Annotated in this window: 20 protein-coding genes; 10 read left to right on the top strand and 10 right to left on the bottom strand. The window is 63.0% G+C overall.

Annotation, left to right across the window (positions count from 1 at the left end):
* Window positions 1–92 precede the first annotated feature (92 nt).
* The gene (locus tag AABB87_RS20210) at window positions 93–2498 is read right to left on the bottom strand and encodes an efflux RND transporter permease subunit (protein ID WP_341973100.1); all 2406 of its coding nucleotides are present in this window, start codon (window positions 2496–2498) and stop codon (window positions 93–95) included.
* On the bottom strand, window positions 2495–3499 hold the full coding sequence (locus AABB87_RS20205; protein ID WP_341973099.1) for a WD40/YVTN/BNR-like repeat-containing protein: 1005 nt from the start codon (window positions 3497–3499) through the stop codon (window positions 2495–2497). The genes AABB87_RS20210 and AABB87_RS20205 overlap by 4 nt, the downstream gene beginning before the upstream one ends.
* 232 nt (window positions 3500–3731) lie before the next feature.
* Here AABB87_RS20205 and AABB87_RS20200 point away from each other — a divergent pair, with 232 nt between their 5' ends.
* The 3 genes from AABB87_RS20200 to AABB87_RS20190 are packed head-to-tail and all read left to right on the top strand — an operon-like array spanning window position 3732 to window position 7109.
* Window positions 3732–4949 carry a thiolase family protein gene (locus AABB87_RS20200; RefSeq protein ID WP_341973098.1) on the top strand — a complete coding sequence of 406 codons (1218 nt, stop codon included), beginning with the start codon at window positions 3732–3734 and terminating at the stop codon, window positions 4947–4949.
* Complete coding sequence (locus AABB87_RS20195) at window positions 4946–5893, top strand: bifunctional OB-fold nucleic acid binding domain-containing protein/MaoC family dehydratase (protein WP_341973096.1); 948 nt, start codon at window positions 4946–4948, stop codon at window positions 5891–5893. The genes AABB87_RS20200 and AABB87_RS20195 overlap by 4 nt, the downstream gene beginning before the upstream one ends.
* Window positions 5894–5906: 13 nt before the next feature.
* Complete coding sequence (locus AABB87_RS20190) at window positions 5907–7109, top strand: MFS transporter (RefSeq protein WP_341973095.1); 1203 nt, start codon at window positions 5907–5909, stop codon at window positions 7107–7109.
* Window positions 7110–7160: 51 nt separating this feature from the next.
* On the opposite strand, the gene AABB87_RS20185 is transcribed toward AABB87_RS20190, so the two are convergent.
* The 6 genes from AABB87_RS20185 to AABB87_RS20160 all read right to left on the bottom strand — a co-directional run bounded on the left by AABB87_RS20185 (window position 7161) and on the right by AABB87_RS20160 (window position 13438).
* Entirely contained in the window at window positions 7161–8606 is a 1446-nt protein-coding gene (locus AABB87_RS20185; RefSeq protein WP_341973094.1) for an aldehyde dehydrogenase family protein, read from the bottom strand.
* A 53-nt stretch (window positions 8607–8659) separates the two neighbouring features.
* Window positions 8660–9709 carry a 4-hydroxy-2-oxovalerate aldolase gene (gene dmpG / locus AABB87_RS20180; protein WP_341973093.1) on the bottom strand — a complete coding sequence of 350 codons (1050 nt, stop codon included), beginning with the start codon at window positions 9707–9709 and terminating at the stop codon, window positions 8660–8662.
* Window positions 9710–9722: 13 nt separating this feature from the next.
* Window positions 9723–10664: an acetaldehyde dehydrogenase (acetylating) gene (locus AABB87_RS20175; protein ID WP_341973092.1), complete on the bottom strand. Its 942-nt coding sequence runs from the start codon at window positions 10662–10664 to the stop codon at window positions 9723–9725.
* Window positions 10665–10669: 5 nt separating this feature from the next.
* Window positions 10670–11461 (bottom strand): fumarylacetoacetate hydrolase family protein, encoded by a 792-nt coding sequence (locus AABB87_RS20170; protein WP_341973091.1) that lies wholly within the window; start codon window positions 11459–11461, stop codon window positions 10670–10672.
* A 1-nt stretch (window position 11462) separates the two neighbouring features.
* On the bottom strand, window positions 11463–12320 hold the full coding sequence (locus AABB87_RS20165; protein WP_341973090.1) for an alpha/beta fold hydrolase: 858 nt from the start codon (window positions 12318–12320) through the stop codon (window positions 11463–11465).
* Window positions 12321–12469: 149 nt separating this feature from the next.
* Window positions 12470–13438 carry a flavin reductase gene (locus AABB87_RS20160; RefSeq protein WP_341973089.1) on the bottom strand — a complete coding sequence of 323 codons (969 nt, stop codon included), beginning with the start codon at window positions 13436–13438 and terminating at the stop codon, window positions 12470–12472.
* Window positions 13439–13676: 238 nt separating this feature from the next.
* On the opposite strand from AABB87_RS20160, the gene AABB87_RS20155 reads away from it, so the two are divergent.
* From AABB87_RS20155 to AABB87_RS20130, 6 genes are all read left to right on the top strand, one after another.
* Window positions 13677–14873, top strand: a complete 1197-nt coding sequence (locus tag AABB87_RS20155; protein ID WP_341973088.1) for an acyl-CoA dehydrogenase family protein — start codon at window positions 13677–13679, stop codon at window positions 14871–14873.
* A 127-nt stretch (window positions 14874–15000) separates the two neighbouring features.
* On the top strand, window positions 15001–16722 hold the full coding sequence (locus tag AABB87_RS20150; protein ID WP_341973087.1) for an FAD-binding protein: 1722 nt from the start codon (window positions 15001–15003) through the stop codon (window positions 16720–16722).
* A 4-nt stretch (window positions 16723–16726) separates the two neighbouring features.
* Entirely contained in the window at window positions 16727–18415 is a 1689-nt protein-coding gene (locus tag AABB87_RS20145) for an FAD-binding protein (RefSeq protein ID WP_341973085.1), read from the top strand.
* 23 nt (window positions 18416–18438) lie between these two features.
* Window positions 18439–19203, top strand: a complete 765-nt coding sequence (locus AABB87_RS20140) for an SDR family oxidoreductase (protein WP_341973084.1) — start codon at window positions 18439–18441, stop codon at window positions 19201–19203.
* Window positions 19204–19205: 2 nt separating this feature from the next.
* Window positions 19206–20276: a ferredoxin--NADP reductase gene (locus AABB87_RS20135; protein WP_341973083.1), complete on the top strand. Its 1071-nt coding sequence runs from the start codon at window positions 19206–19208 to the stop codon at window positions 20274–20276.
* Window positions 20277–20284: 8 nt separating this feature from the next.
* Window positions 20285–21934, top strand: coding sequence for a FadD3 family acyl-CoA ligase (locus AABB87_RS20130; protein ID WP_341973082.1), 1650 nt, complete (start codon window positions 20285–20287; stop codon window positions 21932–21934).
* Between the two features lie 724 nt (window positions 21935–22658).
* On the opposite strand, the gene AABB87_RS20125 is transcribed toward AABB87_RS20130, so the two are convergent.
* Window positions 22659–23696 carry an FAD:protein FMN transferase gene (locus AABB87_RS20125; RefSeq protein WP_341973124.1) on the bottom strand — a complete coding sequence of 346 codons (1038 nt, stop codon included), beginning with the start codon at window positions 23694–23696 and terminating at the stop codon, window positions 22659–22661.
* Between the two features lie 18 nt (window positions 23697–23714).
* Window positions 23715–24137 carry a c-type cytochrome gene (locus AABB87_RS20120; RefSeq protein WP_341973080.1) on the bottom strand — a complete coding sequence of 141 codons (423 nt, stop codon included), beginning with the start codon at window positions 24135–24137 and terminating at the stop codon, window positions 23715–23717.
* A gap of 589 nt (window positions 24138–24726) precedes the next feature.
* Between AABB87_RS20120 and nosZ the strand changes: the two genes are divergently transcribed.
* The gene (gene nosZ / locus AABB87_RS20115; protein WP_341973079.1) at window positions 24727–26655 is read left to right on the top strand and encodes a TAT-dependent nitrous-oxide reductase; all 1929 of its coding nucleotides are present in this window, start codon (window positions 24727–24729) and stop codon (window positions 26653–26655) included.
* Window positions 26656–26756 lie beyond the last annotated feature (101 nt).

Genomic DNA, 26756 nt, shown 5'->3' with positions numbered 1-26756 from the left:
GCCGCAGCCGGCACTTGTGGCTACCTGCTGGGCCATCTGCTGAGCCGTCTGCTGAGCCACGTGCCCGGCTCGGTGGCCGAGCCTGCGCGGCTTCAGTGCTTGAAGATCATGCTGACTGGCTTGCGCTCATCGGCGGCAGAGGGCTTGCCTACGCCCAGCCAATAGGCCATGGCCGGCAACATGAAGATGGCACCCAGCATATTGACGAGGAACATGAACGCCAGCAGCACGCCCATATCCGCCTGGAACTTGAGGGCTGAGAAGGCCCAGCTGCCTACGCCGATGGACATCGTCACTGCGGTGAACACGGCTGCCGTGCCGCGCTGTCGCATCGCCTGATAGAAGGCTTCGCGCAACGAGGCACCTTCATGTTCGATTTCATGCTGCAGGCGTTCGAACAAATAGATGCCGTAGTCCACGCCTACGCCAACACCCAAGGCAATCACCGGCAGGGTGGCCACCTTGAGGCCAATGCCCAAAAGCGCCATCAAGGCATTGCACAGGATAGACACCAGGGCCAGCGGCACCACGATGCACAGCACGGCGCGCCAGCTTCTGAAGGTCACCCAGCACAGCAAGGTGATCGCGCCGAAGATGGCCAGCAGCATCGTCACCTCAGCTTGTTCAACCGCCTCGTTGGTGGCGGCCGCTACGCCAGCGTTTCCGCCGCCAAGTCGGAACTTGAGGTTAGGCGTGTTCTCGGCGTCGATGAATTTCTGCACCTCGCGCACCACATGCTTGAGCGTGGCGCCCTCATGATCCTTCAGGAAGAGCAGCAGATTGATGGTCTTGCAGCCTTCGGAGTTCAGTCCAAGCTCAGGGTTGGCGGCTTTGGCGCCGGTGCGCAATGCGGCCTCGGTGCGCTGCAGTGCAGCCCAGCGGGGATTGCCCTCGTTATTGCCGCTGGCCGCCAGTTTGGCCAGGCCCGCCACGGTGTTGATGGAGCGCACACCATCCACGCCGCGCATGGCCAGATCGAAACGCTCGACGGCGTTCATCACCGGCCAGTTCAGGCAGGCTTCCTGGAGGTTCTCGGTCTCAACATACACCGACAGCACGTCCATGCCGATCGAATAGTTCTTGATGATCTCGGCGTTGTCGCGGTTGTAGCGAGAGTCGGCGCGCAACTCGGCAGCGCCGGAGCCAATGTCGCCGGTCTGGAGGAAGCGCGAGTAGTAGGTGCCCGCGGCCAGGAAGGCGACCGAGACCAGCAATGCCACGATGGCGGGCCGAGGGGTGGCAAAGGCCGATACCGCCCACCAGTGCTTGTGCAGCGGCGTGACACCGTCTTTGTGCGCCAGCGCGACGCCCTCAAGCTTCAGATGCGACAGGATCACCGGCAGCATGATCTTGTTGGTGATGATCATCAGCAGCACGCCCAAGCAGGCGGTGACGCCCAACTCGTGAACGATGGGAATATCGATCAACATGATGACCATGAAGCCCAGCGCATTCGTCAGCAGCGCCACGATGCCGGGCACCGCCAGCTTGCGGAAGGCGTTGGCAGCTGCATCCTCGGAGCCCATGCCGGCCATCACGTCCTGCTTCCAGGCATTGGTCATCTGCACCGCATGAGACACGCCGATCGAGAAGATCAGAAAAGGCACCAGGATGGACATCGGGTCGATGCCGTAGCCGATCACGGGCAGCACACCCAGCAGCCACACCACCGGCAAGAGCGCCACCACCAGAGCCAGCACGGTAAGTTTGAGCGAGCGTGAGTACAGCCACAGCAATAGGGCGGTGATGCTGAAGGCCACGGCAAAAAAGCTCACCACCGTGAACAAGCCGTCCATCACATCGCCCATGACCTTGGCGAAGCCGACGATCTGGATGTCGATGTGCGCGTCGGCGAATTTGGACCGGATCTCCTCCAGGCGTTTGGCCACCTGGGCGTAGTCCAGCTTGGCGCCGGTCTGCGGGTCGATGTCGAGCAGGTCGGCGCGCACCATCGCTGACTTCAGGTCATTGGCCACCAACTGGCCGATCTGACCCGATTTGGCGACGTTGGAGCGCACCCGCGCCAGGCCTTCCGCGTCCGCCGTGAACCGGGACGGGATCACCACTTCGCCGGTGAAACCTTCCTCCGTGATCTCCATATAGCGCACGTTCGCGGTGAACAGCGAGAACACCTGGCCGCGGTTGACGCCAGGGGTGAAGAAGACTTCGTCGGTGACGCCGCGCAGAGTTTTCAGAAACTGCGCGTTGTAGATGTCGCCTTCGCCCTTCCAGTGCACGCTGACCAGGATGCGGTTGGCGCCGGAGAAGTTGGCGCCATGCTTGAGGAAGGCGGCCATATAGGGATGCTGCTGTGGGATCAGCTTGTTGAAGCCGGCATCCAAGTGAGTGCGCAGCGCCGAAGCACCCAGCAGCAAGGTGATGAGCAGGGTGACGATGCCGATGGGCTTGCGCCACTGCAGCAGCGCGCGCGCCATGGCGTCAATCAGCGGGTCCAGTAGCGCGGGGCGGTGGTTCTTAGGGTGGCGAGTGGCGCTCATTGCGAGGCTCCGGCGTTAGCGACTTTCACGGCAGCAGCCGGGGCGGGGGGAAGTGGGTGCAGGCCGGTGCTGCTGGCGATCCAGGTTTGATCCTTGCCTTGGATGAGCAGGTCGGTGAGGGTGGCGCGCATGCCGGCGCGCCGCAGCGTGAAGCTCTGCCCCTCGTCGGTGCTCAGGGCCAACATGCCACCTTGGCCGGCCAGCGTGATGTGGCCTTGTGCGTCTTGGCTGTGGGCAAAGAAGGAGATTGGGGCCGGGATCTGTGCCTTGGTCCAACTGTTGCCGCCGTCGCTGCTGCGGAAGGCATTGCCGCGCATGCCGTAGACCAGCCAGCCGCCATTGACCAAGCTGGCGACGTTGTAAAAAGAGCCGTTGTAGAAGGGCGGCAAATCGCGCCAACTTGCGCCGCTGTCATTCGAAATTAGCACCAGGCCGCGTTCCCCCACGATCATCCACTGTCGGCCATCTGCGCTGCCGGTGATGCGATTGAGGTGCTTGTCCTCCACAGAAGGCGGCAGCTCCAGCGCCTGCCAATTCGATCCATCGGCATTGGACTTGATGGCGCGCCCAAAGGCGCCTACGGCGATCCACTCCCCGGAAGGCATGCGCGCGATGCTCATCAGGGGTTCACCATTGCGCTGCTGGAAGTTCACTTCCTTCCAGGCCAAGCCGCCATCGGTACTGCGCAGAATCCAGCCCTCATGGCCGACCGCCATGCCGGTCAAGCCGTCAGCGGAGAAGCTGATCTGATTGATCGAGGCCTGGCGATTTTGGTCAATGGCCGCGGGGGTCCAGGTCTTGCCGGCGTCGCGGGAATAGCTCAGCTGACCCAGCTCGCCACCGGCCAGCATGGCCGTTTTGCTTTGGGCCAGGGAATTGATCTGCATGCGCTGCACGATGGGCTTGGTGGCGGCCAATGGCGCCGTCTCTCGCGAGGCAAAGGCCTGCATTGCGGCCAAGGCCACGAGTGCAGACAGGGCCACACCGATGGGGGTTCTCACGTCAAGTCTCCTTATGCATCAGCCGAACGAACCGCGGCCTTCTATGTGGGCGCGATTCTTTGCGGTCTACAGATCGCTGCATCGTCCGAAAGGACGAATCGGCGGTCAGCGCATGAAGGGGGCGAACTCCCAATGCCCTAGCTAGTCTGCTCGGACGATGGCCCGAGGCTTCTGCTGGTGACAATCAAGTCATACAACACTACAAGGGCCCAAGGGGGCCCCAAGGGCGCTTATGGGACTCCAAGGCAAGGCGGCACTGGTCGGTGCGGCGCAGTACAAACCAGAAAAGTATCAAAGTGCGCCACGCATGTTCCATCTGGAGCAGGTGGCGGATCTGGCCACCCTGGCCTTGGCGGATGCCGGGCTCTCGCTGGCCGATGTCGATGGCCTGATCGTGCCGAGTGCGCAGTTCCACGAGGCCGGCATGTTCGTGCCGGCGATGGCGGGTGAGTACCTGGGCGTGCGACTGAACTTTGCCGAGGTGGTTGACTTAGGGGGCGCAAGCTCGGTGGCCATGGCCTGGCGCGCCGCGGCGGCCATTGAGATGGGTTTGTGCGATACCGTCGTCTGCGTCATCCCAGCGCGTATGGCGCCGGCCTCGGCGCATGATGACCATGTGGCCGAAGTGATGCGCGCCAGCCGTTTTGGTGGTCACAGCACGCGCTACGGTGCGCCCGAAGCGGAGATGGACCTGCCCTATGGGCATATGGCGCAGAACACCGGCTACGCCATGATCGCCCAGCGCTATGCGGCAACGCATGGCTACGACGCGGCTGCGTTGGCGCGCATCTGCGTGGACCAGCGCTTCAATGCCTGCCACAACCCGGATGCGATGTTTTTTGGCCAGCCCATCACCGTGGATGATGTGCTGAACTCACGCATGGTGGCCGAGCCGCTGCGCATGCTGGAGATCGTGATGCCCGTGGCCGGCGGCGGCGCGCTGGTATTGACACGTTCCGACAAGGCCCGTGGCTGCAAGCACCGCCCGGTGCACATCGTCGGCTGCGGCGAGCATGTGCACAGCAAATCGCCCACTTATGCCGCTGACATGCTGGCCACGCCAATTGGCCCGGCGTCCCGCAAAGCCTTCGAGATGTCCGGCTACCGGCCGAGCGATATGCATATGGCCCAGGTCTACGACTGCTACACCATCACCGTCATGCTGACGCTGGAGGACGCAGGCTTCTGTGCCAAGGGCGATGGGCTGCGCTTCCTGCGCGAGAACGATTTCACCTTCAAGGGCAATTTCCCAATGAATACCCATGGCGGCCAACTCAGCTTTGGCCAGACCGGCAGTGCCGGCGGCATGACGCAGGTGATTGAGGCCATGCATCAAATCCAGGGCCGCGCCGGCGCGCGCCAGCTCTCACGTCACGATCTGGCCTATGTCTCTGGCACCGGCGGGGTGATGAGCGAGCAGGGCGCTTTGGTGCTGAAGGGAGCTGAATGATGGCTGCCTGGAACAAGCCTCTGCCGCATCCAACGCCGATCTCCCAAGCCTATTGGGATGCCTTGAAATCTCACGAGGTGCAAATTCAGCAATGTGATCAGGGCCATTGGTTCTTCTTCCCGCGTCAGCATTGCCCGGTCTGCGGCTCGCGCCATGTGGCCTGGCGCAAGGTCAGTGGGGAAGGCCGGTTGTACGCCTTCACCGTCTCGCGGGTGCCGACCTTGCCTGAGTTCAGCGACGAGATGCCGCAAATGCTGGCCGTGGTGGAACTGGACGAAGGCCCGCACATCAACACCACCTTGGTCGGTGTCGATCCGGCGGCGGTGCAGATCGGTCAGCGCCTGCGCCCGGTGTTTGACGACCGGCCGGGCGAGGTCACGCTGCTGCGCTACACGCCCGTCGATTCGGCCCATCCGGGCGTGATCAGCGCGGACGAGCCAACAGAGCAAGCCCCGGCACCGGCCACGCAGGAATTGCCAAAGCGCAAGATCAGCTGCAAGGACATCGTGGCGATGAAGTCGCTGATTTCCGAGGAATTCACCGGCTGGTCCAACACCTTTGAGGTGAGCCAGGACGTCATCAACCAGTTCGCGGCGCTCAGCGGCGACGACTACTGGATCCACACCGATCCCGAGAAGGCCAAACGCGACAGTCCCTTCGGCACCACCATCGCCCATGGCGCGCTGGTGCAGGTGCTGGTGAGCCGGCTCAAGCTGCCGCTGGACTACGAGGTGGTGGACTTCAACAACATCGTCAACTACGGCTCTGACCGGCTGCGCTTCCCCGCCATCGTGCCCTCGGGCTGCCGCATCCACGCGCGCAGCCGCGTGACCAAGGTCGAGCAGCTCAAGAGCGGCGTGCAGATGACGCTGGAGATCAATGTCCACGTCGTCGGTCAGGATCGTCCCTCGGTCATCAACGACCTTGTGATGCTCTATATGTGAGGCCGGGCTGAGCATGGATGCCACCCAATCCCTCTCCACAACGCGCCCAGCCATGGCGGATCGGCACTTGTTGGGCTTCATGCTCGCGGCCAGCTTGGCGTCCACCATTGGTGGCCTGCCTTTCAACTCCTTGCCGGTCATGTTGGGCAGTCTGGCTGACAGCTTTGGCCTCACAGCACAAACGGTCGGCTTGTTGGGGTCGATTTGTTTTGCTGGCTATCTCTTGGGCACGCTGGGGGCGCCGTTCTGGATGAATCGGCTCGACTGGCGCGTGCTGACGGCCGTCAGCGCGCTCGGCACGGCCTCGGCTTTTGCGGCCAGCGCCTGGGTGTGGAGCTTGCCGGCGATGTATGTGGCCTGGGCGGCCATAGGCTTCTTCGCCTCCACCATGACCTGCTTGGGCATGCGCATCCTTTCAGATCTTCCCAACAAGGTGCGCGCCTTCGGTGTGCGCCAAGGTGTGGAGCTGTCAGTGACCGCCGCCGTCTTGTTTGCTTTGCCGCCTCTGGTGCTGGCGCATTTTGGCTATGCCGGCGGCGCCTTGGCCGTGGCGGCTGTGGTGCTCTTGCTTGGAATGTCCGCATGGTGGGTGCCAATGCGTCCGGCACCCGTGTTCGATGACGCGCAGGGTCAGGTCTTGCGTAGCGGCTTGCGCCTGCCGGCTGCAGCCTGGCTGGGTGTCTCGGTTTTCTTCTTTTTCTTGGTCGGCAATATCGGCCTGTGGGCCTTTCTGGAACGCATTGGCGCTGGCTTGAAGCTCGCGCCCACAGAGACCGGCCTGGTGTTTGCGGTGCTGAAGTTGCTGGGCGGTGTGGCCGCCTTCAGCGTGGCGGCGTTTGGTGACCGCCTGGGCCGACGGGCGGCGTTTTCCCTGGTGCTGGGCGGGGTGGGCATTGGCCTGCTGCTGCTTGGTTCAGCGAGCAGCTTTGTGCCGTTTGCCTTGGGCGCCTGGGTCTGGGAGTTTGCTTTCACCTGCGGCTGCGTATTCCAGACCGCGGCGATTGCGCGCAGTGACGCCAGCGGACGGGCCGTACTGCTGGTGCCGGCGGCCTTTGCCTTGAGTTCCATGGTTGGGCCGGGCCTGGCCGGTCAGCTACTGGCCCAGCCGGGCAGTGGCTTCGGGCCGCTGCTGATGCTGGCTTTAGCGTCTAGCGTGATTCCTTTGCTGGCAACCTTGTTGCCAACGTCCCTGGCAGACGAAGGAAGTGGGCTTTAGCCTGCCGAGTTGACCGGCCTTGGGCCGGTGCTTGAAGCGGGTTCGTAGCGATCAGGCGCGCTGCACGCTCTTGCGCAGCATCGTCAACAGCTTGTTGTTGAACGGCGGATTCAAGCCCAGGCTGTGGCGTGGGTCCCACCAGCCGGCGTGGTAGACGCCGCGAAGATGGCTGAATTCCGCAAAGCCTTCGGGGCCGTTGTAAACCCCCATGCCGGAGGCGCCGATGCCACCAAAAGGCACATCGCTGAGACCCACCTGCAGCATCGCGTCGTTGACACAGGCGCCGCCCGACAAGGTGTGGCCGAGCACGTATTCCTGCTCGGCTTTGTCACGGCCAAAGTAGTACAGCGCCAAAGGACGTGCGCCGGCGTTGACTCGAGCGACGCATTCGCGGACGTCGTCATAGGCTTGTATGGCCATGGCCGGACCAAAGATTTCCAGGCGCGATATCGCGCAATCCACTGGTGCGTTGATGACAAGGCGCAGTGGCCGGCGCCGGTCCTGCGCGGCTGAGCCGGCTGTACCTAGGCTTTCGACAGTGGCGCCAGCGGCGCGAGCCTCTTCGACCAAAGCTTCAATGCGTTCCAGATGGCGCTGGCTGGCCACGCTGGTGAGGTCAGTATTGCCGCTGATCTGCGGAAACATCTGGGCCCAGCGCTTGCGCAGGGCGGCGGTGAAAGTGTCAATGCTTTCCCGCGGCAAGTAGACGGTATCGGGCATGACGCAGATCTGGCCACCGTTCTGGGCTCGTGCCATGGCGATCTTGTCGGCGACTTGGGCAATGTCGGCGCTGCGGCTGACGATGGCTGGTGATTTTCCGCCGAGCTCCAGCGTGAGTGGCACCAGGTTGGCAGCGGCGTCGCGCATGATCTGGCGTGCCACGTCGGTGCTGCCGGTGAAGACCAGATGATCGAAGGCTTGGCGTGTGAAGGCCTGGGCTTGCGCGATGCCGCCCGTCACAACGCTCAGCTCCAGCGGGTCGAAGTATTCGGCCACGGCCTCGGCCAGCCATTCCGAGGTGAGCGGCGAGAGATCCGATGGCTTGAGCATGGCGCGATTGCCTGCCGCAAACACGCTGGCCAGGGGCGCGAAAAGCATGAAGAGCGGGCCGTTCCAGGTGCCGGCGATGCCTACAACCCCCTTGGGCTGATAGCGCAATTCCGAGCGCGCGCCAAAGAGATTGAAGGGAAACAGGCCGGCGCGGCGCTGCGGCCGCATCCAACCTGTCACATGCCGGCTGGCGTACTTCAGTTGCGCGATGGGCGCCTGCACATCCATCATCAAGGTGCTGACGGGGTGGCGTCCGCCGAAGTCTGCGCTGATGAGCTCGCAGATTCGGTCGCTGTGTTTGCTCAGCAGTGCCACGCAGCGCTGCAAACGATCACGTCGCAAGGCGGCGCTGACCGGCCCTTCGGCGCAGAACGCCGCCTTCTGGGCCTGCAGATGGGCGGTGATGCTGGCCTCGTCAGGGCAGGGCGGAAGAGCGCGTGCGTGCATATCGCGTGATCCTTGATGAATGTGTTGACCGAGGCACCGGTCACCGTCTGAACTCAGGCCGTGCGCAGGCGGCGCTCGCGTGCCATGGTGATGGCAGTGTCTTCGATCATGTCTTCCTGGCCGCCCACCATGCCGCGGCGACCCAGTTCCAGCAGCAGCTCGCGCGCCGGCACGCCGTACTTGGCCTCGGCCCGTTTGGCGAAGAGCAAGAAGCTGCCATACACGCCGGCATAGCCCAACGTCAGGGCGTCGCGGTCGATGCGGATCGGGAAGTCCATCAGTGGCACGACCAGATCCTCCGCCACGTCCTGAATCTTCCAAACGTCCACGCCGGTCTGAATGCCCATGCGGTCGCACACGGCAACCAGCACTTCCATCGGTGTGTTGCCCGCACCTGCGCCCAGGCCTGCAGCGGCGGCGTCGATGCGGTTGGCTCCGACCTCAATCGCTGCAATCGAGTTGGCCACGCCCATGGCCATATTGTGGTGGCCGTGAAAGCCCAGTTCGGTCTCGGGCTTGAGGGCCTCGCGGACCGCGCCGAGCCGAGCTTTGACGTCTTCAGGAAGCATATAGCCGGCCGAATCGGTGATGTAGAGGCAGTTGGCGCCGTAGCTTTCCATCAGCTTGGCTTGCTTGACCAGACCTTCGGGGCTGTTCATATGGGCCATCATCAGAAAGCCCACAGTGTCCATGTCCAGCTTGCGGGCGTAGGCAATGTGCTGCTCGGACACGTCCGCCTCGGTGCAATGGGTGGCCACTCGAATCGTGTGCACACCCAGTTCATGCGCCATCTGCAAATGGTCGACAGTGCCGATGCCCGGCAGCAGCAGGGCCGAGACCTTGGCCTGCTTCATCAGCGGGATCACGGTGCTGAGGTATTCCTCATCGGTGTGTGCAGGAAAGCCGTAGTTCACGGAGCTGCCGCCCAGGCCGTCGCCGTGCGTGACTTCGATCAGCGGCACGCCCGCTGCATCCAGTCCGCAGGCCACCGACCGCATCTGGTCCAGCGTCATCTGGTGGCGCTTGGGGTGCATGCCGTCGCGCAGCGTCATGTCGTGAACGGTGATCTTGCGGCCGTCGAGTGCGCTCTTCTTGCTTGTCATCGTGTCTGCTCCTTCAGGCCGCGGTTGGGCTCAATGTCAGCTTGCCTGCCAGGATCTCCTGGGCAAACAGTTCGGCGGTGCGCGCCGCAGCGGCGGTCATGATGTCGAGGTTGCCGGCGTACTTGGGCAGGTAGTCGCCCAGGCCTTCCACCTCCATATAGATGGAGACGCGCTTGCCGTCGAAGACGGGGCCGTTGACCAGTTTGTAGCCCGGCACATAGGTTTGCACCTCTTTGATCATGGCCTGCACCGAGGCTTCGATTTCGGCCTGGCGCGGCTCATCGACCGTGAGGCAGTGAATGGTGTCGCGCATGATCAGGGGCGGCTCTGCCGGGTTGATCACGATGATGGCCTTGCCCTTGGCCGCGCCGCCGATCTTCTCGACGGCGCCAGCGGTGGTACGAGTGAATTCGTCGATGTTCTTGCGCGTACCCGGGCCCACCGAGCGGCTGGAGACGGTGGCCACAATCTCGCCGTAGCCCACCGCTTGCACGCGCGACACCGCCGCCACCATTGGGATGGTGGCCTGGCCGCCGCAGGTGACCATGTTCACATTCATTTCCTTGAGCAGTGCACTGCCCGACGAGGGCTGGCCCGCCTGCGCGGCCAGATTGACCGCCGGCACGCAGAAGGGGCCGATGGCGGCGGGGGTCAGGTCAATCATCAGCACGCCAAGCTGGTTGAGCTTGCGACTGTTCTCGGCATGCACATAGGCGCTGGTGGCGTCGAAGGCGATCTGCACACCGTCGGCCTTGACATGCGGCAGCAGGCCATCGACGCCCTCGGCGGTGGTCTTGAGCCCGAACTCGCGGGCGCGCTTGAGGCCGTCGGATTCGGGGTCAATGCCCACCATCCACACCGGCTCCAGCCATTCAGAGCGTTGCAACTTCATCAGCAGGTCGGTGCCGATATTGCCCGGCCCGATGAGGGCGCATTTGATTTTCTTGTGTGTCATGAGCTTTACTCGCTAAAGGCAATCGAACAGCCGCCCAGGCCCTCGATTTGCATGGTGAAGCGGTCGCCGGCGGCAGCAGGCACCAGCGGTGCAAGCGAGCCCGAGAGAATGATCTCGCCGGCCTTGAAGGGGATGCCGAAGGCGCCCAAGGTGTTGGCCAACCAGGCCACAGCCTCAGCAGGGTGGCCCTGCACGGCCGAGCCCAGGCCTGATCCGGCGGGCACGTCGTTGCGCCACATCTGCATGGCGGCAGCGGCCAGATCCAGCGCTCGCGGATCGCTGTGCTGGCTGCCGATGACGAAGACGCCGCAAGACGCGTTGTCGGCGACCGTGTCCTGGATCTTGATCTTCCAGTCGTGGATGCGCGAGTCGACGATCTCAAAACATGGCGCCACCCAGGCGGTGGCTGCCAGCACATCCTCGCGAGTCACGCCCGGCCCTTGCAGATCGGACTTGAGCATGAAGGCAATCTCGCCCTCAGCGCGGGGTTGGATCAGGCCGGCCCCGGCAAGAGAAACGGTGCTGCCGTCGGCCACCTGCATGGCATCGGTCAGGAAACCAAAGTCGGGCTGGAACACGCCCAGCATGTCTTGCACCGGCTTGGAGGTAACGCCGATCTTCTTTCCGATCAGGCGCTCCCCCTGTGCCTCGCGGCAGCTCAGCAGACGCAGCGAGATGCGGTAAGCGTCTTCGATCTGGATGTCCGGATGGCGCTCGGTCAGCGGTGCCAAGGTTTTGCCGTGGCGCAGGGCGGCAAACAGCTCTTCCCCTAGTGCGTGGATCAATGCAGCTTCCATTTCAGCCATTCCTCAGAAAGTCGATGCAGGCGCGGTTGAACATCTCGCGGTGCTCCACCTGCACCCAATGCCCGCAGCGGTTCACCAGCACGATCCGCGCCTGCGGGCAGTTGTCCATCAGCTTCATGGCGCCGCTGACCGGGTTGAACTGGTCATTGACACCCCAGAAGCCGAACACCGGGCATTGCAGCTGGGCCAGCTCGGTGGTCATATTGGGCACGTAGAGGCGCTGGCGTGAAGCCGGCGTCTGGGTCAGTGCAATCGGGGCACGTTCGTTGATGATCTCGTCGGTGAGCAGGCTCGAATCCCAGAGTTGGCGCTCCATCACCGAGCGCATGGCTTCGGCGCCGGTCTTGCCGGATTGGTAGACGGCGAACATATTGGCGATGCCGGGCATGGCCATATAGGTGTCGAACTCTTCAACGCCACCCGGCGCCATCAGGATCAGGCGCTTCACATCCTCGGGGTGCTTGAGCGCATAACCCAATGCGACCGCGCCGCCGAGAGAATTGCCCAGCAGGGTGACTTGCTTGAGGCCCAGCTGATCGACCAGGGCTTTGACGCCGGCGATGAAAAAGTCGAGGTGGTACTCGGTCGGCGTGGCGGTCTTGCTGGACAGGCCATAACCCAGCAGGTCCGGCACGATGCAGCGGTAGCCGGCCTCGGCAAACACGGGGAAGTTGCCCTTGAAGTTGCTGTAGCCGCTGGCTCCACCGCCGGCGCCGTGCAGAAAGATCACCACCTCGCCCTCGCCCTCGCCGCTGTCGTGATAGTGAACACGCTGCGCGGCACCGGCGATCTCGCCAATGTCGAGGTAATGGCCTTCGGGAATAGGGGGGCTGTTGAATGTGAGTGGCATGGCTGGATTCATGTTCGTTTCGGCTGTTCCGCGCTTGGGGTCCGCGTGAGCGGCCGTTGCCGCCTGGCGTGGGCGGCAACAAAGAATGATTTCCGCGGCGCGACGCGGCGGCATCGTCTGGAGGGACTAGCCACAGCCTTGCGTCGGTTTCAGGCCGACCACAGCTTGGGCAGGCCGGGGTCGGTGGCGCCTATGGCCTGCTTGAGCAAATTGCGCAGCAATGCCGCCTCCGCTTCACCCATGCGCCCAACTAGGTCGGCCTCGACCGCTTTGGCCGCCGCCAAGACATGCAAGACGAGGTCACGGCCGCTGGTGCTGAGTTGGTAAAGCCCGGCCTCGGTCTGGTCGAGCAAGGCGCGCTCGCATAGCGAGCCCAGTGCCAAAGGACCGATGTCGATGCCGGTGTAGCTGACATGCTCGGCCAGGGCGCTGGCCGAGAGTGGCGCTTGTACGGACAGCGTGGACAGCACAAAGAAGTCCGCGTCGCTCAAGGCCCGCTCCTTGAGCCGGTTGCGAAAGCCACCCATGAATTGGTAGTGCGCGCGGCCCAGCAAATACCCCATCAAATTCTCTGAGTACAGCGCTTGCGAGGTGTCGGCCGCCGGGTCGGTAGAAACGGGCGCCGCCTTGCGTGCGGCCAGCGCATAGTTGCCCGTCACATAGAGCAAGGGCGGCAGCCCGCTGCTGTCATAGGCCAGCACTTCGCCGACGAAGATGATGTGGTCGCCGCCTTCGTAGCGAAACGCGGTGCGGCACTGGAAGCGCGCGCTGCAGCCTGGCAAGAGCGGCATGCCGTTGTCGGCCTGATCCAGGGTCAAGCCCGCGAACTTGTCTTCGCCGGCTCGCGCGAAGCGATTGGACAAGGGCTCTTGCTCGTTGGAAAGAATATGCACATTCCAGTACTCGGCCTCGCTAAATGCGGGCAGGCTGCGGGCGTTCTTGGCCAGGCTCCACAGCACCATGGGGGGCTGCAGCGAGACCGAGTTGAAGCTATTGGCCGTGATGCCAACCGGTGTGCCGTCAGCAGCCTGTGTGGTGACGATGGTGACGCCGGTGGCAAACATGCCCAAGGCGCGCCGGAAGTCCTTGGGGTCGATTTGAGTGGGGTGTTGCGCCATGCCGGCTCTCCTGTGCGATGCGGCGTCAGCATGCCTGCGATAGGCGCGCCGGGTATCCCTCACTAGGACTAGGGCGGCCGGTCTGGAGGAATAGACGCCGCCGTGCTGGGGCCGCGTTAGTCTGATCGGACGATGAATGCCCGGCCCGCGAATGGAACCATGGCGTGGCACGCAAGGTAAATGACCTTGACGCCTATTACCAACGCCCAGCCGACGCTGAGGCAAGCGGAGACTCAGCATGACTGCATTGAACGAGGACTACCTGACACCCGAGGCCATCGCCTTGATTGAGCGCGCCAGGGCCCTGGCGCCCAAGCTGGCGGAGCGCGCTTTTGCCGCGGACCGTGAGGGCCGGGTGTCCACGCAGACGATTTCCGAAATGGCCGAGGCTGGCCTGTTCCGCGTGCTGCAACCCAAGCGTTGGGGCGGCTACGAGTTGGACCCGCGTGTGTTCTACACCGTCCAGATGGCCCTGGCTGAGGGCTGTATGTCCACCGCCTGGATGTATGGCGTCGTCGGTGTGCACCCCTGGCAGTTGGCCTTGTTCCCCGAGGCGGCGCAGCAAGATGTCTGGGCCAAGGACAGCAGCATCCGCATCGCGTCCACCTATATGCCCACCGGCAAGGCTGAGCGGGTTGAAGGCGGCTATCGCTTTAGCGGCCGTTGGGGCTTCTCCACCGGGGTCGAGCATTGCGACTGGATCTTCCTGGGGGGCCTCTTGCCTAAGAAGGACGGCTCGGGAACGCTGGAGCACGCCACCTTTTTGCTGCCCAAGTCTGACTACACGGTCGAGGAAAACTGGGATGTGCTGGGCCTGCGTGGCACCGGTAGCCACGACATCATCGTCAAAGACGTCTTCGTGCCCGAGCACCGCACGCAGCGCACGAACGATCACAGCGATGCAGGCTGCCCCGGCCGCGAAACCAACCCCGGCTGGCTCTACCGCATTCCCTTCACCCAGGTTTTTCAGCGTGCGGTCTCCAGCGCCTGCATCGGCGCGTTGGAAGGGGCGGTGGCGGACTTCCGTCAGCGTTCGGCCTCGCACATTGGCAAGCATGGCAACAAGATGGCCGAAGACCCTAATGCACAAACCGCTGTGACCGAGGCCATGATGGCGGCTGACCAGCTCAAGCTGGTGTTGTTCCGCAACTATGCCCGCATCGTCCATTGCGCCAAGACGGGCGACAAGATGCCGGTGGAGGAGCGTTTGCTGCAACGGGCTCAGGCCTCCTCGGTGCCCAAAGTCACGGGGCGGGCGATTGATGAGCTGATGCGTGCTTGCGCCGCATCGGGGACCTACAAGACCAATGCCATCGAGCGCGTGTTCCGCGACATCCATCAGGGCCGTACCCACATCGCCAACAATACCGACGCCTATGTGCGTGCCCACGGTGGCGTGATGCTGGGCCTGCCCAACGCCGACCCGTATATCTGAGGCTTTGCGGCACAGCCCGTTCAATGCGGGCGTGCCGGTGACTGGCTGGGCAAAGGCTGGATAAACCCTGGGTGAAGAGGCGGCCGACAAGAAGTCGCCAAGACGCTGATTTGAGGAGACAAGACGCATGCAAGAACAAGAGTTCGATCTGGTGGTCGTGGGGACCGGTGCTGGTGCCTTGCTGGCGGCGGTGCGTGCGGCCGATGAGGGTCTGAAGACCTTGGTGATCGAGAAAACCGACTTGGTCGGCGGCACCTCGGCCATCTCGGGCGGCGGCATCTGGATTCCCGACAACTACGACATGCCTAAGGCTGGCTTGCGCGACAGCATTGACGCGGCATTCAAGTACGTGAAGGCCTGCGCCAAAGGACTGGCCAGCGATGACCGGGTGCTGGCCTATGTAGAGACGGCGCGCGTGATGGCGCAATACCTGCAGACCATCGGCATCCCTTACCGTTGCGTGCCCAAGTACAGCGATTATTACCCGGAGATGGACGGTGCCTTGCCGGGCGGACGCACCATGGATCCGGTGGACTACAACGCCGCTCAGCTAGGCCTGGGCGGCCTAGCCCAGCTGCGCCCGACCAGCCCTGGCCAGTTGATTCTGGGCCGCATGCACATCAATGCCTTCGAGGCCCATTCGATGTTGGCGCGCGAATTCAAGTCCAACTTCACCTTGGCCGGCATGATGCTGCGCTACTTTCTTGACTACCCTTGGCGCCGCAAGACGCGGCGCGACCGCCGGCTCACCGGGGGTCAGGCCTTGATGGGTGGATTGTTTGCGGCCCTGCGCAAGCGCAAGGTTGAGTTGTGGCTGAACAGCCCGCTGCAGGATTTGATTGTTGAGCAAGGCCGCGTCAGTGGCGTCACCGTGCTGCGCGACGGCCAGACCGTGACGGTGCGTGCTCGGCGCGCGGTCTTGTTGGGCGCGGGCGGCTTTGAGCGCAATCAGCAGATGCGCGAGCAATACCTGCCCAAGCCGACCGACGCCGCCTGGCCGGCTACGCCGCCCAAAGCGAATACGGGTGACGCGATCCGCGCCGGTGCGGCGGTGGGCGGTGCCTTGCATCTGATGGGTCATACCTGGGGGGCGCCGACGCTGGAAGTGCCCAAGGAAGAGAAGTTCCGCGCCTTGTTTGTGGAGCGTTCCTTGCCCGGCTGCATGGTGGTCAATGCCCGCGGTGAGCGCTTCTTGAATGAATCTGGCCCTTACCCCGAGTTCCAACAGGCCATGTTTTCCAACCACGCGGCCACGGGTGGTGCGGTGCCGGCATGGATCATCTTTGATGCCGACTTCCGCCAGCAGCAGCCCATCGGTCCCATGATGCCGGGCAAGGCCGTGCCCGACAGCAAGCTGCGCAAGAGCTGGTTGGGCACGGTGTATTGGAAGGGCGAGACGCTGGATGAGTTGGCGGCCCAGATCGGTGTGGACCCGGCCGGCCTCAAACGCAGCGCGGCCCGGATGACCGAGTTCGCCCAGACTGGAGTGGACCTGGACTTCCGGCGCGGCAGCAATGCCTTTGATCGCTATTACGGCGACCCACGCCGCAAGAACCCGAATCTGGGCCCGATTGCCAAGGGGCCGTTCTACGCCATGAAGCTGCTTCCTGGCGACATCGGCACCAAGGGCGGCTTGCTGACCGACCGTGAAGGCCGGGTGTTGGACGAGCAGGGCCAGGTCATCGAGGGCCTGTATTGCGTGGGCAATAACAGCGCTTCCGTGATGGGCCCGGCCTATCCCGGTGCGGGCTCGACCTTGGGGCCGGCCATGACCTTCGCCTACCGGGCCGTCGCTCACATGGTGGGCAAACCCATCGCGCTTCAACGCCTCGATCTCCTGGGGGCCTGAGGCGATGGCGCAGACGCAGCAGCAAGACGGCGGGAAGAAGAAGGTGCGCATCAGCACTGTCACGCCCATCGAGGCGCCCAGGGATATTGCCCATGTGGATGACTTGGCATGGAGCGATTCCGCCGATGTGCTGGTCGTAGGCTGGGGGGCGGCCGGGGCGAGTGCCGCCATCGAAGCGCGCGCCAGTGGCGCCGATGTGATCGTCATCGACCGCTTCAGCGGCGGTGGGGCCAGCACACTCTCGGGTGGTGTGGTCTATGCGGGTGGCGGCACCGCCTACCAGCAGCAAGCGGGCTTCACCGATACGCCGCAGGCCATGGCGGACTACTTGAAACACGAGGTCAATGGCGTGGTGTCCGAGGAGACCGTGCGCCGCTTCAGTGAGCAAAGTGTGGCCAATCTGCTGTGGCTGGAGGCGCAGGGTGCGCGTTTCGATGCCCGCATGCCAAGCTACAAAACCTCGTATCCCACCGACGGCTACTACCTCTACTACTCGGGCAATGAAGTGGTGCCGGCCTACCAAGGGCCCTTCGGCAAGCCGGCGCCGCGCGGGCATCGCGTTGTCGCGAAGGGTCAGTCCGGCGCCACCTTGTATGCGGCCTTGCAGGCCTCGACCCTGCGCTGCGGTGTTCGCCCTCTGACCCAAACCACCGTGCGCCGCCTGGTGCGTGAGCAGGCCAGTGGCCGCATTGTTGGCGTCGAGGTGTGGCAATTGCCGGCGGGGCATGAGAAGACGCGTCGCCACCAACAACTGGACGCGCTGATTGCAAGTTGGCGCTTGTTCCAACCCGGGCGCGCCGAAGCCGGGCGGCGCGAGCAGGCGCGTATCGAGCAGGAACTGGCCCAGCCGCGCCTGCTGCGGGCGCGCCGTGCGGTGGTGCTGTCCACCGGCGGCTATGTCTACAACCCGCAGCTGCTGATGCAGCATGCCCCGAACTACAAAAAGGGTTGGGCCATCGGTGGCGCCGGCTGTGACGGCTCAGGCCTGCGCCTGGGTCAGAGTGTCGGCGCGAGCACTCAGGATCTCAACAATATCTCTGCCTGGCGTTTCATCACGCCGCCTTCAGTCTGGCCCAAGGGCTTGGTCGTCAACACCCGGGGTGAGCGCTTCTGCAACGAGCAGGTCTATGGCGCCAAGCTGGGCTATGAGATGGTCGAGCATCAGAATGGCCGCGCCTGGCTGATCCTGGACAGCAGCCTGCGCTGGCAGGCCGTCCGCCAATGCCTGTTCGGCAAGCTCTGGGCCTTCCAGGCCTTGCCGGCCCTGGCCTTGATGTTCAAGGTCGCGCGCAAGGGGCGCACGCTGGAGGAATTGGCGCAGCGCATCGAGGTCGATGCCTCCACCTTGCGCGAACAGGTCGAACGGGCGAACGCGGCGGCGCGTGGTGAGTGCGAGGACCCGCTGGGCAAGTCGGTCGATATGCGGCATGAGTTCCGCAAAGGCCCTTTCTTCGCCATCGATATCTCGATCACGCAAAAGATGTTTCCGCTGGCCACGTTGAGCTTGGGCGGCCTGCAGGTCAATGAGGCGGACGGCCATGTGCGCGATGCGAGCGGACGCGATATTCCTGGGCTGTTCGCCGCTGGGCGCAGCGCCATTGGCCTGGCCTCCTCGCGTTACGTCAGCGGTCTGTCGCTGGCTGATTGTGTGTTTTCCGGGCGGCGTGCTGGGCGCGCCGCCAGCCTTGAATGAATCGTTGCCAGAGGGTGAGCAGGATGAGCGGACGTGTGCAAGACAAGGTGGCCCTGGTCACCGGCGGGGCGAGCGGAGTTGGCCAAGAGGCCGTCAGGCTGCTGCTGGCTGAGGGCGCCAAGGTGGCCTTCAGCGACATCAATGCCGAAGCCGGAGCAGCCCTCGCGGCAGAGTTGGGCGAGCGCGCGCTATTCCTGCGCCAGGATGTCAGCAGCGAGGAGGACTGGTCCACCGTGATCGCCGCAGTGCAAGCGCATTTCGGCCCTTTGCAGGTGCTGGTCAATAACGCTGGCATTCTGATTCCGGGCGATATGGAGCGCGGTCGCCTCGCAGACTTTCGCAGGCTGATGCAGGTCAACGCCGACTCGGTTTTCATCGGCTGCCAGCAAGGCATCGCGGCCATGAAGGAAGGTGGCGGCTCCATCATCAATATGGCCTCGGTCTCGTCCTGGCTGCCGGTGGAGCCCTATGCCGGCTACAGCGCCAGCAAGGCTGCAGTGGCCGCTTTGACCCGTGCCGCCGCATTGAATTGCCGCAAGCTGGGCTACCCCATCCGCGTCAATTCCATCCACCCGGACGGCATCTACACGCCGATGATGCAGGCCTCTTTGCCCAAGGGCGTGACGGCGGAGATGGTGTTGCACGACGCGAAGAAGAATCGCGGCGGGCGAGCCTATCTGCCCGAGCGCATCGCCCAGCTGATTCTGTTTTTGGCCTCGGATGATTCCAGCGTCATGAGCGGCTCAGAGCTACACGCCGACAACGCCATCCTGGGTTTCGGGCTGTGAGCATGGCAGAAGCCAAAGCGGGGGGCTCGCGCTACCACGCCCTGCGCGTCAGCGCCGTGATTGACGAGACGCATGATGCCAAGTCGCTGGTCTTCGAGGTGCCGGCTGAGTTGGCCACCCAATTTCGCTATGCGCCGGGTCAGTTTTTGACCCTGCGCCTGCCGGTTGATGGGCGCCAGTTGCTGCGCTGCTATTCCATGTCCAGCGCGCCAGGGTTGGATGCCGCGCCGCGGGTGAGCATCAAGCGAGTGCAGGGTGGCTGTGGCTCCAACTACATCTGCGACAAGGTCAAGGCCGGCGACCGCATCGAGGTGATGGCGCCCGCAGGCGTTTTCACACCCCGCTCGCTGGACACTGACTTTTTGCTCTTGGCCGGCGGCTCGGGCATCACGCCGGTGTTCTCCATCCTGCGCTCGGCGCTGACGCAAGGGCAGGGCCGCATCACCTTGCTCTACGCCAATCGCGATGAGCGCTCCGTGATCTTTCGCGATGAGCTCAAGGCGCTGGCGGCCGCGCATCCGACCCGCTTGCAGGTGATTCATTGGTTGGACTCGGTGCAAGGCGTGCCCTCGGTGGCGCAGCTGGCCGAGTTAGCCAAAGCCTCCTGCACCAACGGCCGCCAAGCCTTTATCTGCGGCCCCGCCCCCTTCATGGATGCCGCCGTGGCGGCGCTGCAGGCGATCGAGATGCCCTCGGACTTGGTGCATGTCGAGCGGTTTGCATCCTTGCCCGATGAGCAGGTCGTCGCTGCCAATGCCGCTGCGGCTCAGGCCGAACTGCTGCCAGATGCCGTGCCGCAGGCCCGGCTGGGTTTGCGTCTGGACGGGGTCGACCATGAGCTGATCTGTCAGGGCAGCGAGACGATTCTTGATGCCGCATTGGCAGCCGGCTTGAACCCGCCTTATGCCTGCCAGGCCGGTATGTGCGCGTCCTGCATGTGCCAGGTGATTGAGGGCAGTGTGCATATGCGCCTGAATGAATCCTTGGACAAGAAGGATCAGGCCAAAGGCTGGGTCCTGTCCTGCCAAGCCGTGCCCACCAGTGAGCGGCTGCGCGTGAAGTTTCCGGAGTGAATTGATCAATGACTGCTTCCCTGACCAGCCCTGCCTCCCTGCCGGCCACCTTGCCGGCCTTGATCCGACAGGCCGCCGCGCGCTTTCCCCAGCGCCCTGCCATCGTCGATGAATCGATTTCGATCAGCTATGAAGAGCTGCTGCGGCGCAGCGAGCAGGTAGCGCGCGCCTTGATCACCTCGGGCATTGGGCCGGGGGACAGAGTCGCCGTCTGGGCGCCCAATCTGCATGAGTGGATTCTGGCCGCCTGTGGCAGCCATGCCGCTGGCGCCGTGCTGGTGCCGCTGAACACGCGCATGAAGGGCGATGAGGCGGCGGACATCTTGTCGCGAAGCGGGGCCAAGCTGCTGTTTTGCGTCGGCAACTTTCTGGGGCAGTATTACCCAGCGCTGCTGGCCGATGTGCGGCCCGCAACGCTGAAGACCATCGTCGTGCTGCGCGATGGCTTCCAGCCGCAGGCCCATCCGCAGGATGATCTGCCCTGGAATGACTTCTTGGCGCGCGCCGCGATGACGGACGCCGCCGCCGTACTGGCCCGAGAGGCCCAGCTGAGCGCCCAAAGCACGGCCGACCTGATGTTTACCTCTGGCACCACCGGCCGCCCTAAAGGTGTGATGGCAGCACATGGCCCGACGATCCGCGCCTTCAAGGCCTGGTCGGAAGTGGTGGGCCTGGGCGAGGGCGATCGCTATCTGATCGTGAACCCGTTTTTCCATACCTTCGGCTACAAGGCCGGCTGGGTGGCCGCCTTCATTCAGGGCGCGACGGTCTATCCGGAGCAGGTGTTTGATGGCGACAAGGTGCTGGCGCGTATCGAGCGTGACCGCATCAATTTTCTGCCCGGCCCGCCGACGCTGTTCCTCACCATGCTGGCCCACCCCGAACTCAAACGCTTCGACCTCAGTTCACTGCGCGGCGCGGTGACGGGGGCGGCCACCGTGCCGCCGGTCTTGATTCAGCGCATGCGGGAAGAGCTGGGGATCGACAAGGTCACGACTGCCTATGGCCTCACTGAATGCGGCGGCTGCGCCACCGTCTGCAGCCCCGAGGACAGCGTGGAAACAGTGTCGGGCACCTGCGGCCGTGCCCTACCTGGAACCGAAGTACGCTGTGTCGACGAAGCCGGTTTGCCTGTCCCGCCCGGCGAGCCGGGCGAGGTGCAACTGCGTGGCTACCATGTGATGCAGGGCTATTTCGAAGACCCCAAGGCCACGGCCGAGACACTCGATGCTGAAGGCTGGTTGCACACCGGCGATGTTGGCGTGTTGGATGCGCAGGGCTATTTGCGTATCACCGACAGACTCAAAGACATGTTCATCGTCGGTGGCTTCAACTGCTACCCCGCCGAGATTGAACGCTTCCTTTCGGAGCACCCGGCCATCGCGCAGGTTGCAGTGGTGGGTGTGCCTGACGAACGCATGGGTGAAGTGGGCTGCGCCTGCGTGATCCCGCGGCCCGGCGCCACCCTGAGCGCAGAGGAATTGAACCAGTGGTCACGCCGACGCATGGCCAACTACAAGGTCCCGCGCTTCCTCTTGTTGTTCGAGGCTTTCCCGTTGAACGGGACGAACAAAGTGCTCAAGCGCGAACTGGCTGCAGATGCCGTGGCGCGTTTGCAGGCTGAGGCTGTCGTTTCATCACCGCACTTCATAGCCTGACAGCGGATCCGAGCTCCATAAACCGTCAGCAGCCCAACCCGTGGAACCATAACGGACGCTGTGGATGGTCGGAAGAGGTGGCCGAATTCACCAGGATCGAGGGCCCGCAACTGCGCTTACAAAATTCTTTCAGTGCGGTTTCAGTAATTGTAATCGGGGTTTTGCTCAGTGTTCATCGGGGTTGTAGCTTTCCTCAGTCTGGGAACTATTTTGTAACAGTCTTTTTGAAGCGCCTTTTTTACGAGCGACGCGCCCACTTTTTTTGTCGGCAGAATCGCCTCTAACCCGCCTTGCGGGCCAACAGCACTGTTAGATGAACGTACTGCCCGAAGCCGCACGGCGAGGCGGCAAATGCCTGACAATTTCTCTTCACAATCGACGAAAAGGGCACATTCCGCCCATTTCTATAGGTCCTGCTGGGCAGAAAGCGCCCAAAGGTAGGGCCTGACCGGGCAAATCATGCCCAACGATGCGTGGTCTGCCCAGTCAATGGGCATATTTCGCCCATTTGGAAGGGCCGTGCCGGGCGAAAAATGCCCGGAATTGGCCCTTCTGGGCAAATCAAGCCCAGTTTTTTGTCGAGGTTCATCGGGCTGAGATCTAGGCGATGCTGGTCGGCTGTCGAATGGCAGCTTTCGTTCGCAAGACGTATAGACCGGGCCTGAGCGTGGCGCTCGTGTCTCGCTAGGAAAGCGTGGCGGGGTGCGACGTCAAAACGACTCTCTCAAGCGCGCTTCAGCGCACGCTGCATGCCGGGTGTTTGCCATTCTGACCTGTCTCGGTTGACGACCAGCAACTCAAGCTCCGCGTGCTGCGCAACCGTCTGGCGTGCCATCGACGTGCCGCCAAGCATGATGATCGCGCCCCGTCCGTTGACTGACTCGACATCCCGGGCGAGCAAGTGAACGCTGATCGGCCCTTGGCTAGACTGGCCACTGCGGGGATCCAAAATGTGGTGATGGCGCTCGCCCTTATGCAGGAAGAACCGTTCGTAGTCGCCACTGGCCGCCAACACGCCTTGACCACTCAATGGCAGGACACCCAATAGTCGATCTGAACGTCGTGGGTCACGTAGCCCAACTCGCCACGGTCGGCCCTGCCAACTGCCGCTGTACAGCACATCGCCGCCGCCGTTGATCAAGGCGTTTTCGATGCCGTTCTCTTGAAGCCGACGTAAGCCGGCCGCGAGAATGGGGAGCTTGGCGACGCCGCCCAAATCGAGGGCGGCGCCCTTGTGAAGCAGGGCGGCAGTGCCAGCTAACGGGTCGATCCGAAGTCCATTGGCCCCGACCCGGCTCAGTTCATTCGCCAGTTGCTGTGATTCCGGGACCTGGCCCAAATTGCCAACTTCAAACTGCCAGCTCTTGAGGCTGCCAACAGTCATGTCGAAGAGTCCGTTCGACTCACGATGAAGGCGCTGCCCTTGCTGAAGCGCGGCCATCAACTCGGGCGGTACCGCGACAGCTCGCAGGCCCGCTGCGCGATTGACGGCGCTGAGTGCACTGGCTGGGTCGTAGCGACTCATCATGGCGCTGAGACGCGCCATTTCTTGGTAAGCACTCTCCACTGCAAAGACCAGGCGGGCGGCATCTGGACCTTCGACGGCAATGTCGACCTGAGTGCCGAGTAGGGCGCGTGAGTCACGCCGCTGCTGCAATGAAGGCAAAGCGTTCGATTGAGCAACGCCCAAGCCAGCCAGACCCAGCAGGGGAACAAGCGACATCAACTGGCGCCGTTTCAGACCGGCCGTTTTCAAGGGCATTGTGCTCACGCTACGCCCTCACTTCGACAGCGACACCATGTGGTCAACAGCTGCCTTCACCTCATCGTCACTCAAGGTGCTGCCACCACCTCGTGGGGGCATCATGCCTTTGGCGCCGGTGAAGCCATCGATGGCGTGCTTGTACAAAGTCTCGTTGCCCTGGGCGATGCGAGGGCCCCAGTCGGCCTTGTCACCAGGCTTGGGGGCGCCGGCCACGCCAGCAGCGTGACACATGGCGCATGTTTTGCCATACACCGACTTGCCCAGCGCATTCTCGGGCGGGGTAGTGGCGGGGGAAGGCGCTGCTGCGACCGTTGTGGTGGCTGCTGACGGCGTGGAGGTGCTGGCAACTGAGTCGCTCTCCTTTTGGCCGCAGCCCGCCAAGTAGAGCAGGGCGGTCGCAGAAAAACCGACGGCGAATGACTTGCAAATGAGGCGCATGGATTTCATGTCAATCAGCTTTCGAATAGGAGTTCTCGATGAGATTCTAGGAAGCCTAGGCCAGCCTTGATAGGGGCACATCCGTTTATTTGCGCCCTTCCAGGGCTTATTTGAATTCCTTAACTTGGTTCAAGGCGGGGCGCACGCCGAGTGGAAAGAATCCAGCAACTTCTCCATGACCATCGTCCCCTCTGCGACCCATGCCTAACTATCCATTCAATCGCTGCCTGCGAGCGTGGGTCTTGGCTTGGCTGCTTGCAGCATTGGGCATCGCCAGTGCGGCGCCTTTGATGCATGCGGGCCAGCTTGATTGGGTTTGCTCCGCCAGCGGACAAGCCAAGCTGGTGATAGTAAGCGGCGATGCGGATGCAAAATCGGGCTTAGCTCTGCATGCGTCCGTAACCCTTGAGTGCCCCAACTGCCTTCTGGGTGGGCCATTGCCTTGCAGCGTGGTGGCATCTCCCCATTCCCCTCCCCAAGCCAGCCGATTGCCTCATTCGGGCAGCGATGCGAGCCCCCATCAGTTCACGACCGTGCCGCCCCCGGCGCGCGGTCCACCTACGTCCATCCCAGCCTGAAGAGGAACATCATGAGCGAGCAAGACAAAAAAAATGAAAGCAATAGCGGAGGCGTGTTGGCACGTCGCCGCTTCATGAACAGCGCCGCGCTGGCGGGCCTGAGCATCGGTGCCATCGCATGCACCGACAAGGCGGCCAGCAACGCGGCAAGTCCGGCTGCCTCCGGAGCGGCGCCGGCTCACAGTGGGGCCGGCTCTTCCACGCACCTGAAGCCCGGCGAACTCGACACCTACTACGGCCTCTGGAGTGGCGGCCACACCGGCGACATGCGCGTGCTGGGCCTGCCCTCCGGTCGTGAAATCACCCGCATTCCGTGCTTCGTGCCTGACGCGCTGGTCGGCTGGGGCATCACGAATGAGTCCAAAAAAATCATGGGCACGAAAGCCGACGGCAGCCTCAAGTACACAGTCGCCGACACTCACCACACGCACGCGTCCTACAAAGACGGTAACTACGATGGCCGCTACGCCTGGATCAACGACAAGATCAACAGCCGTATTGCCCGCATCCGCCTTGACTACTTTGTCTGCGACAAAATCACCGAGCTGCCCAATGTCCAGGGCTTCCACGGCATTTTCCCGGACAAGGCTGACCCGGTAGACCCCAAGATTAACTACACGACGCGTGTGTTCTGCGGCGCCGAGTTCTCGGTTCCCTTGCCCAATGCCGGAATTGAGGACAGCAGCAAGTACCGGTCCTTGTTTACCTGCGTGGACGCCGAGAGCATGGAAGTGCGCTGGCAGGTGCTGATTGACGGCAATTGCGATCTGACCGCAACCTCCTACGACGGCAAGTTGGCAGCCACCAATCAATACAACACCGAAATGGGCGCGAAGTACGAGGACATGATGTCCGCCGAGCGCGACGCCTGCCTGTTCTTCAATATTGCCCGCATCGAAGAAGCGGTCAAAGCCGGTAAGTTCAAGACCTATGGTGACTCCAAGGTGCCTGTCGTCGACGGTACCCACGAGGCGAACAAAGACCCCAAGACAGCATTGACCGCCTATGTTTCAGTGCCCAAGAATCCGCACGGCGTGAATGCCAGCCCGGATGCCAAGTACTTCATTTGCGCGGGCAAGCTTTCGCCCACAGGCACCGTGATTGAACTCGCGAAGGTGCTGGACTATTTTGACGGCAAGCTGGACTCGCCTGACAAGGCTGTGGTCGCAGAAGTTGAATTGGGCTTGGGGCCTCTGCATACCGCATTCGATGGCCGTGGCAACGCATACACCACGTTGTTCTTGGACAGCCAGGTGGTGAAGTGGAATGTCGAGGCCGCCATCAAGTTCCATGCCGGTGACAAGAGTGCCAAATATGTGGTTGACCGCATCGATGTACAGTACCAACCCGGTCACTTGAACGCCAGCCAGTCGGAGACCCGAGCCGCGGACGGTAAGTATCTGGCCGTCGGCTGCAAGTTCTCCAAGGACCGTTTCCTGCCCGTAGGCCCCTTGCATCCCGAGAACGAGCAGTTGATCGACATCTCCGGCGATAAGATGGTCCTGTTGGCCGACCACCCGGTGCGCGGCGAACCGCATGACTTCATCATCTTCAAGCGTGACCTGCTCAAGCCTAAACAAGTCTATGCATTGGATGAGTTCCCACTAGCCATCAAGGACCCGAAGGAAACCGGCGTATTCCGCAATGGCAAGAAGGTCACCGTAAAGTTGACTTCCCAGGCACCGGCCTTTAGCTTGCGCGAGTTCAAGCTGAAGAAGGGTGACGAAGTCACACTGATCTTGACCAACCTGGACAAGATCGAAGACTTGACACACGGATTTGCGATCCCGAAGTACAACGTCAACTTCATCGTCAATCCGCTGGAAACTGCCTCGGTCAGCTTCATCGCCGACAAGCCGGGGGTGTTCTGGTGCTATTGCACCCACTTCTGTCATGCGCTGCACCTTGAAATGCGCACCCGCATGATCGTAGAAGCCTAAAAGAGGGCCTAGCAACAGCCCCCGGTGGCGAGCGGACTCGAGCCCCGCCGCCACATTGAGGACGAGCGCCATGCGGCGCTCGTCCAGCCGACAGGAAGAGT

This window comes from Roseateles sp. PN1 (assembly GCF_038419725.1).
In the GTDB taxonomy this organism is placed as follows: domain Bacteria; phylum Pseudomonadota; class Gammaproteobacteria; order Burkholderiales; family Burkholderiaceae_C; genus Paucibacter_A.
This window is presented reverse-complemented; position numbering and strand designations above follow the sequence as displayed.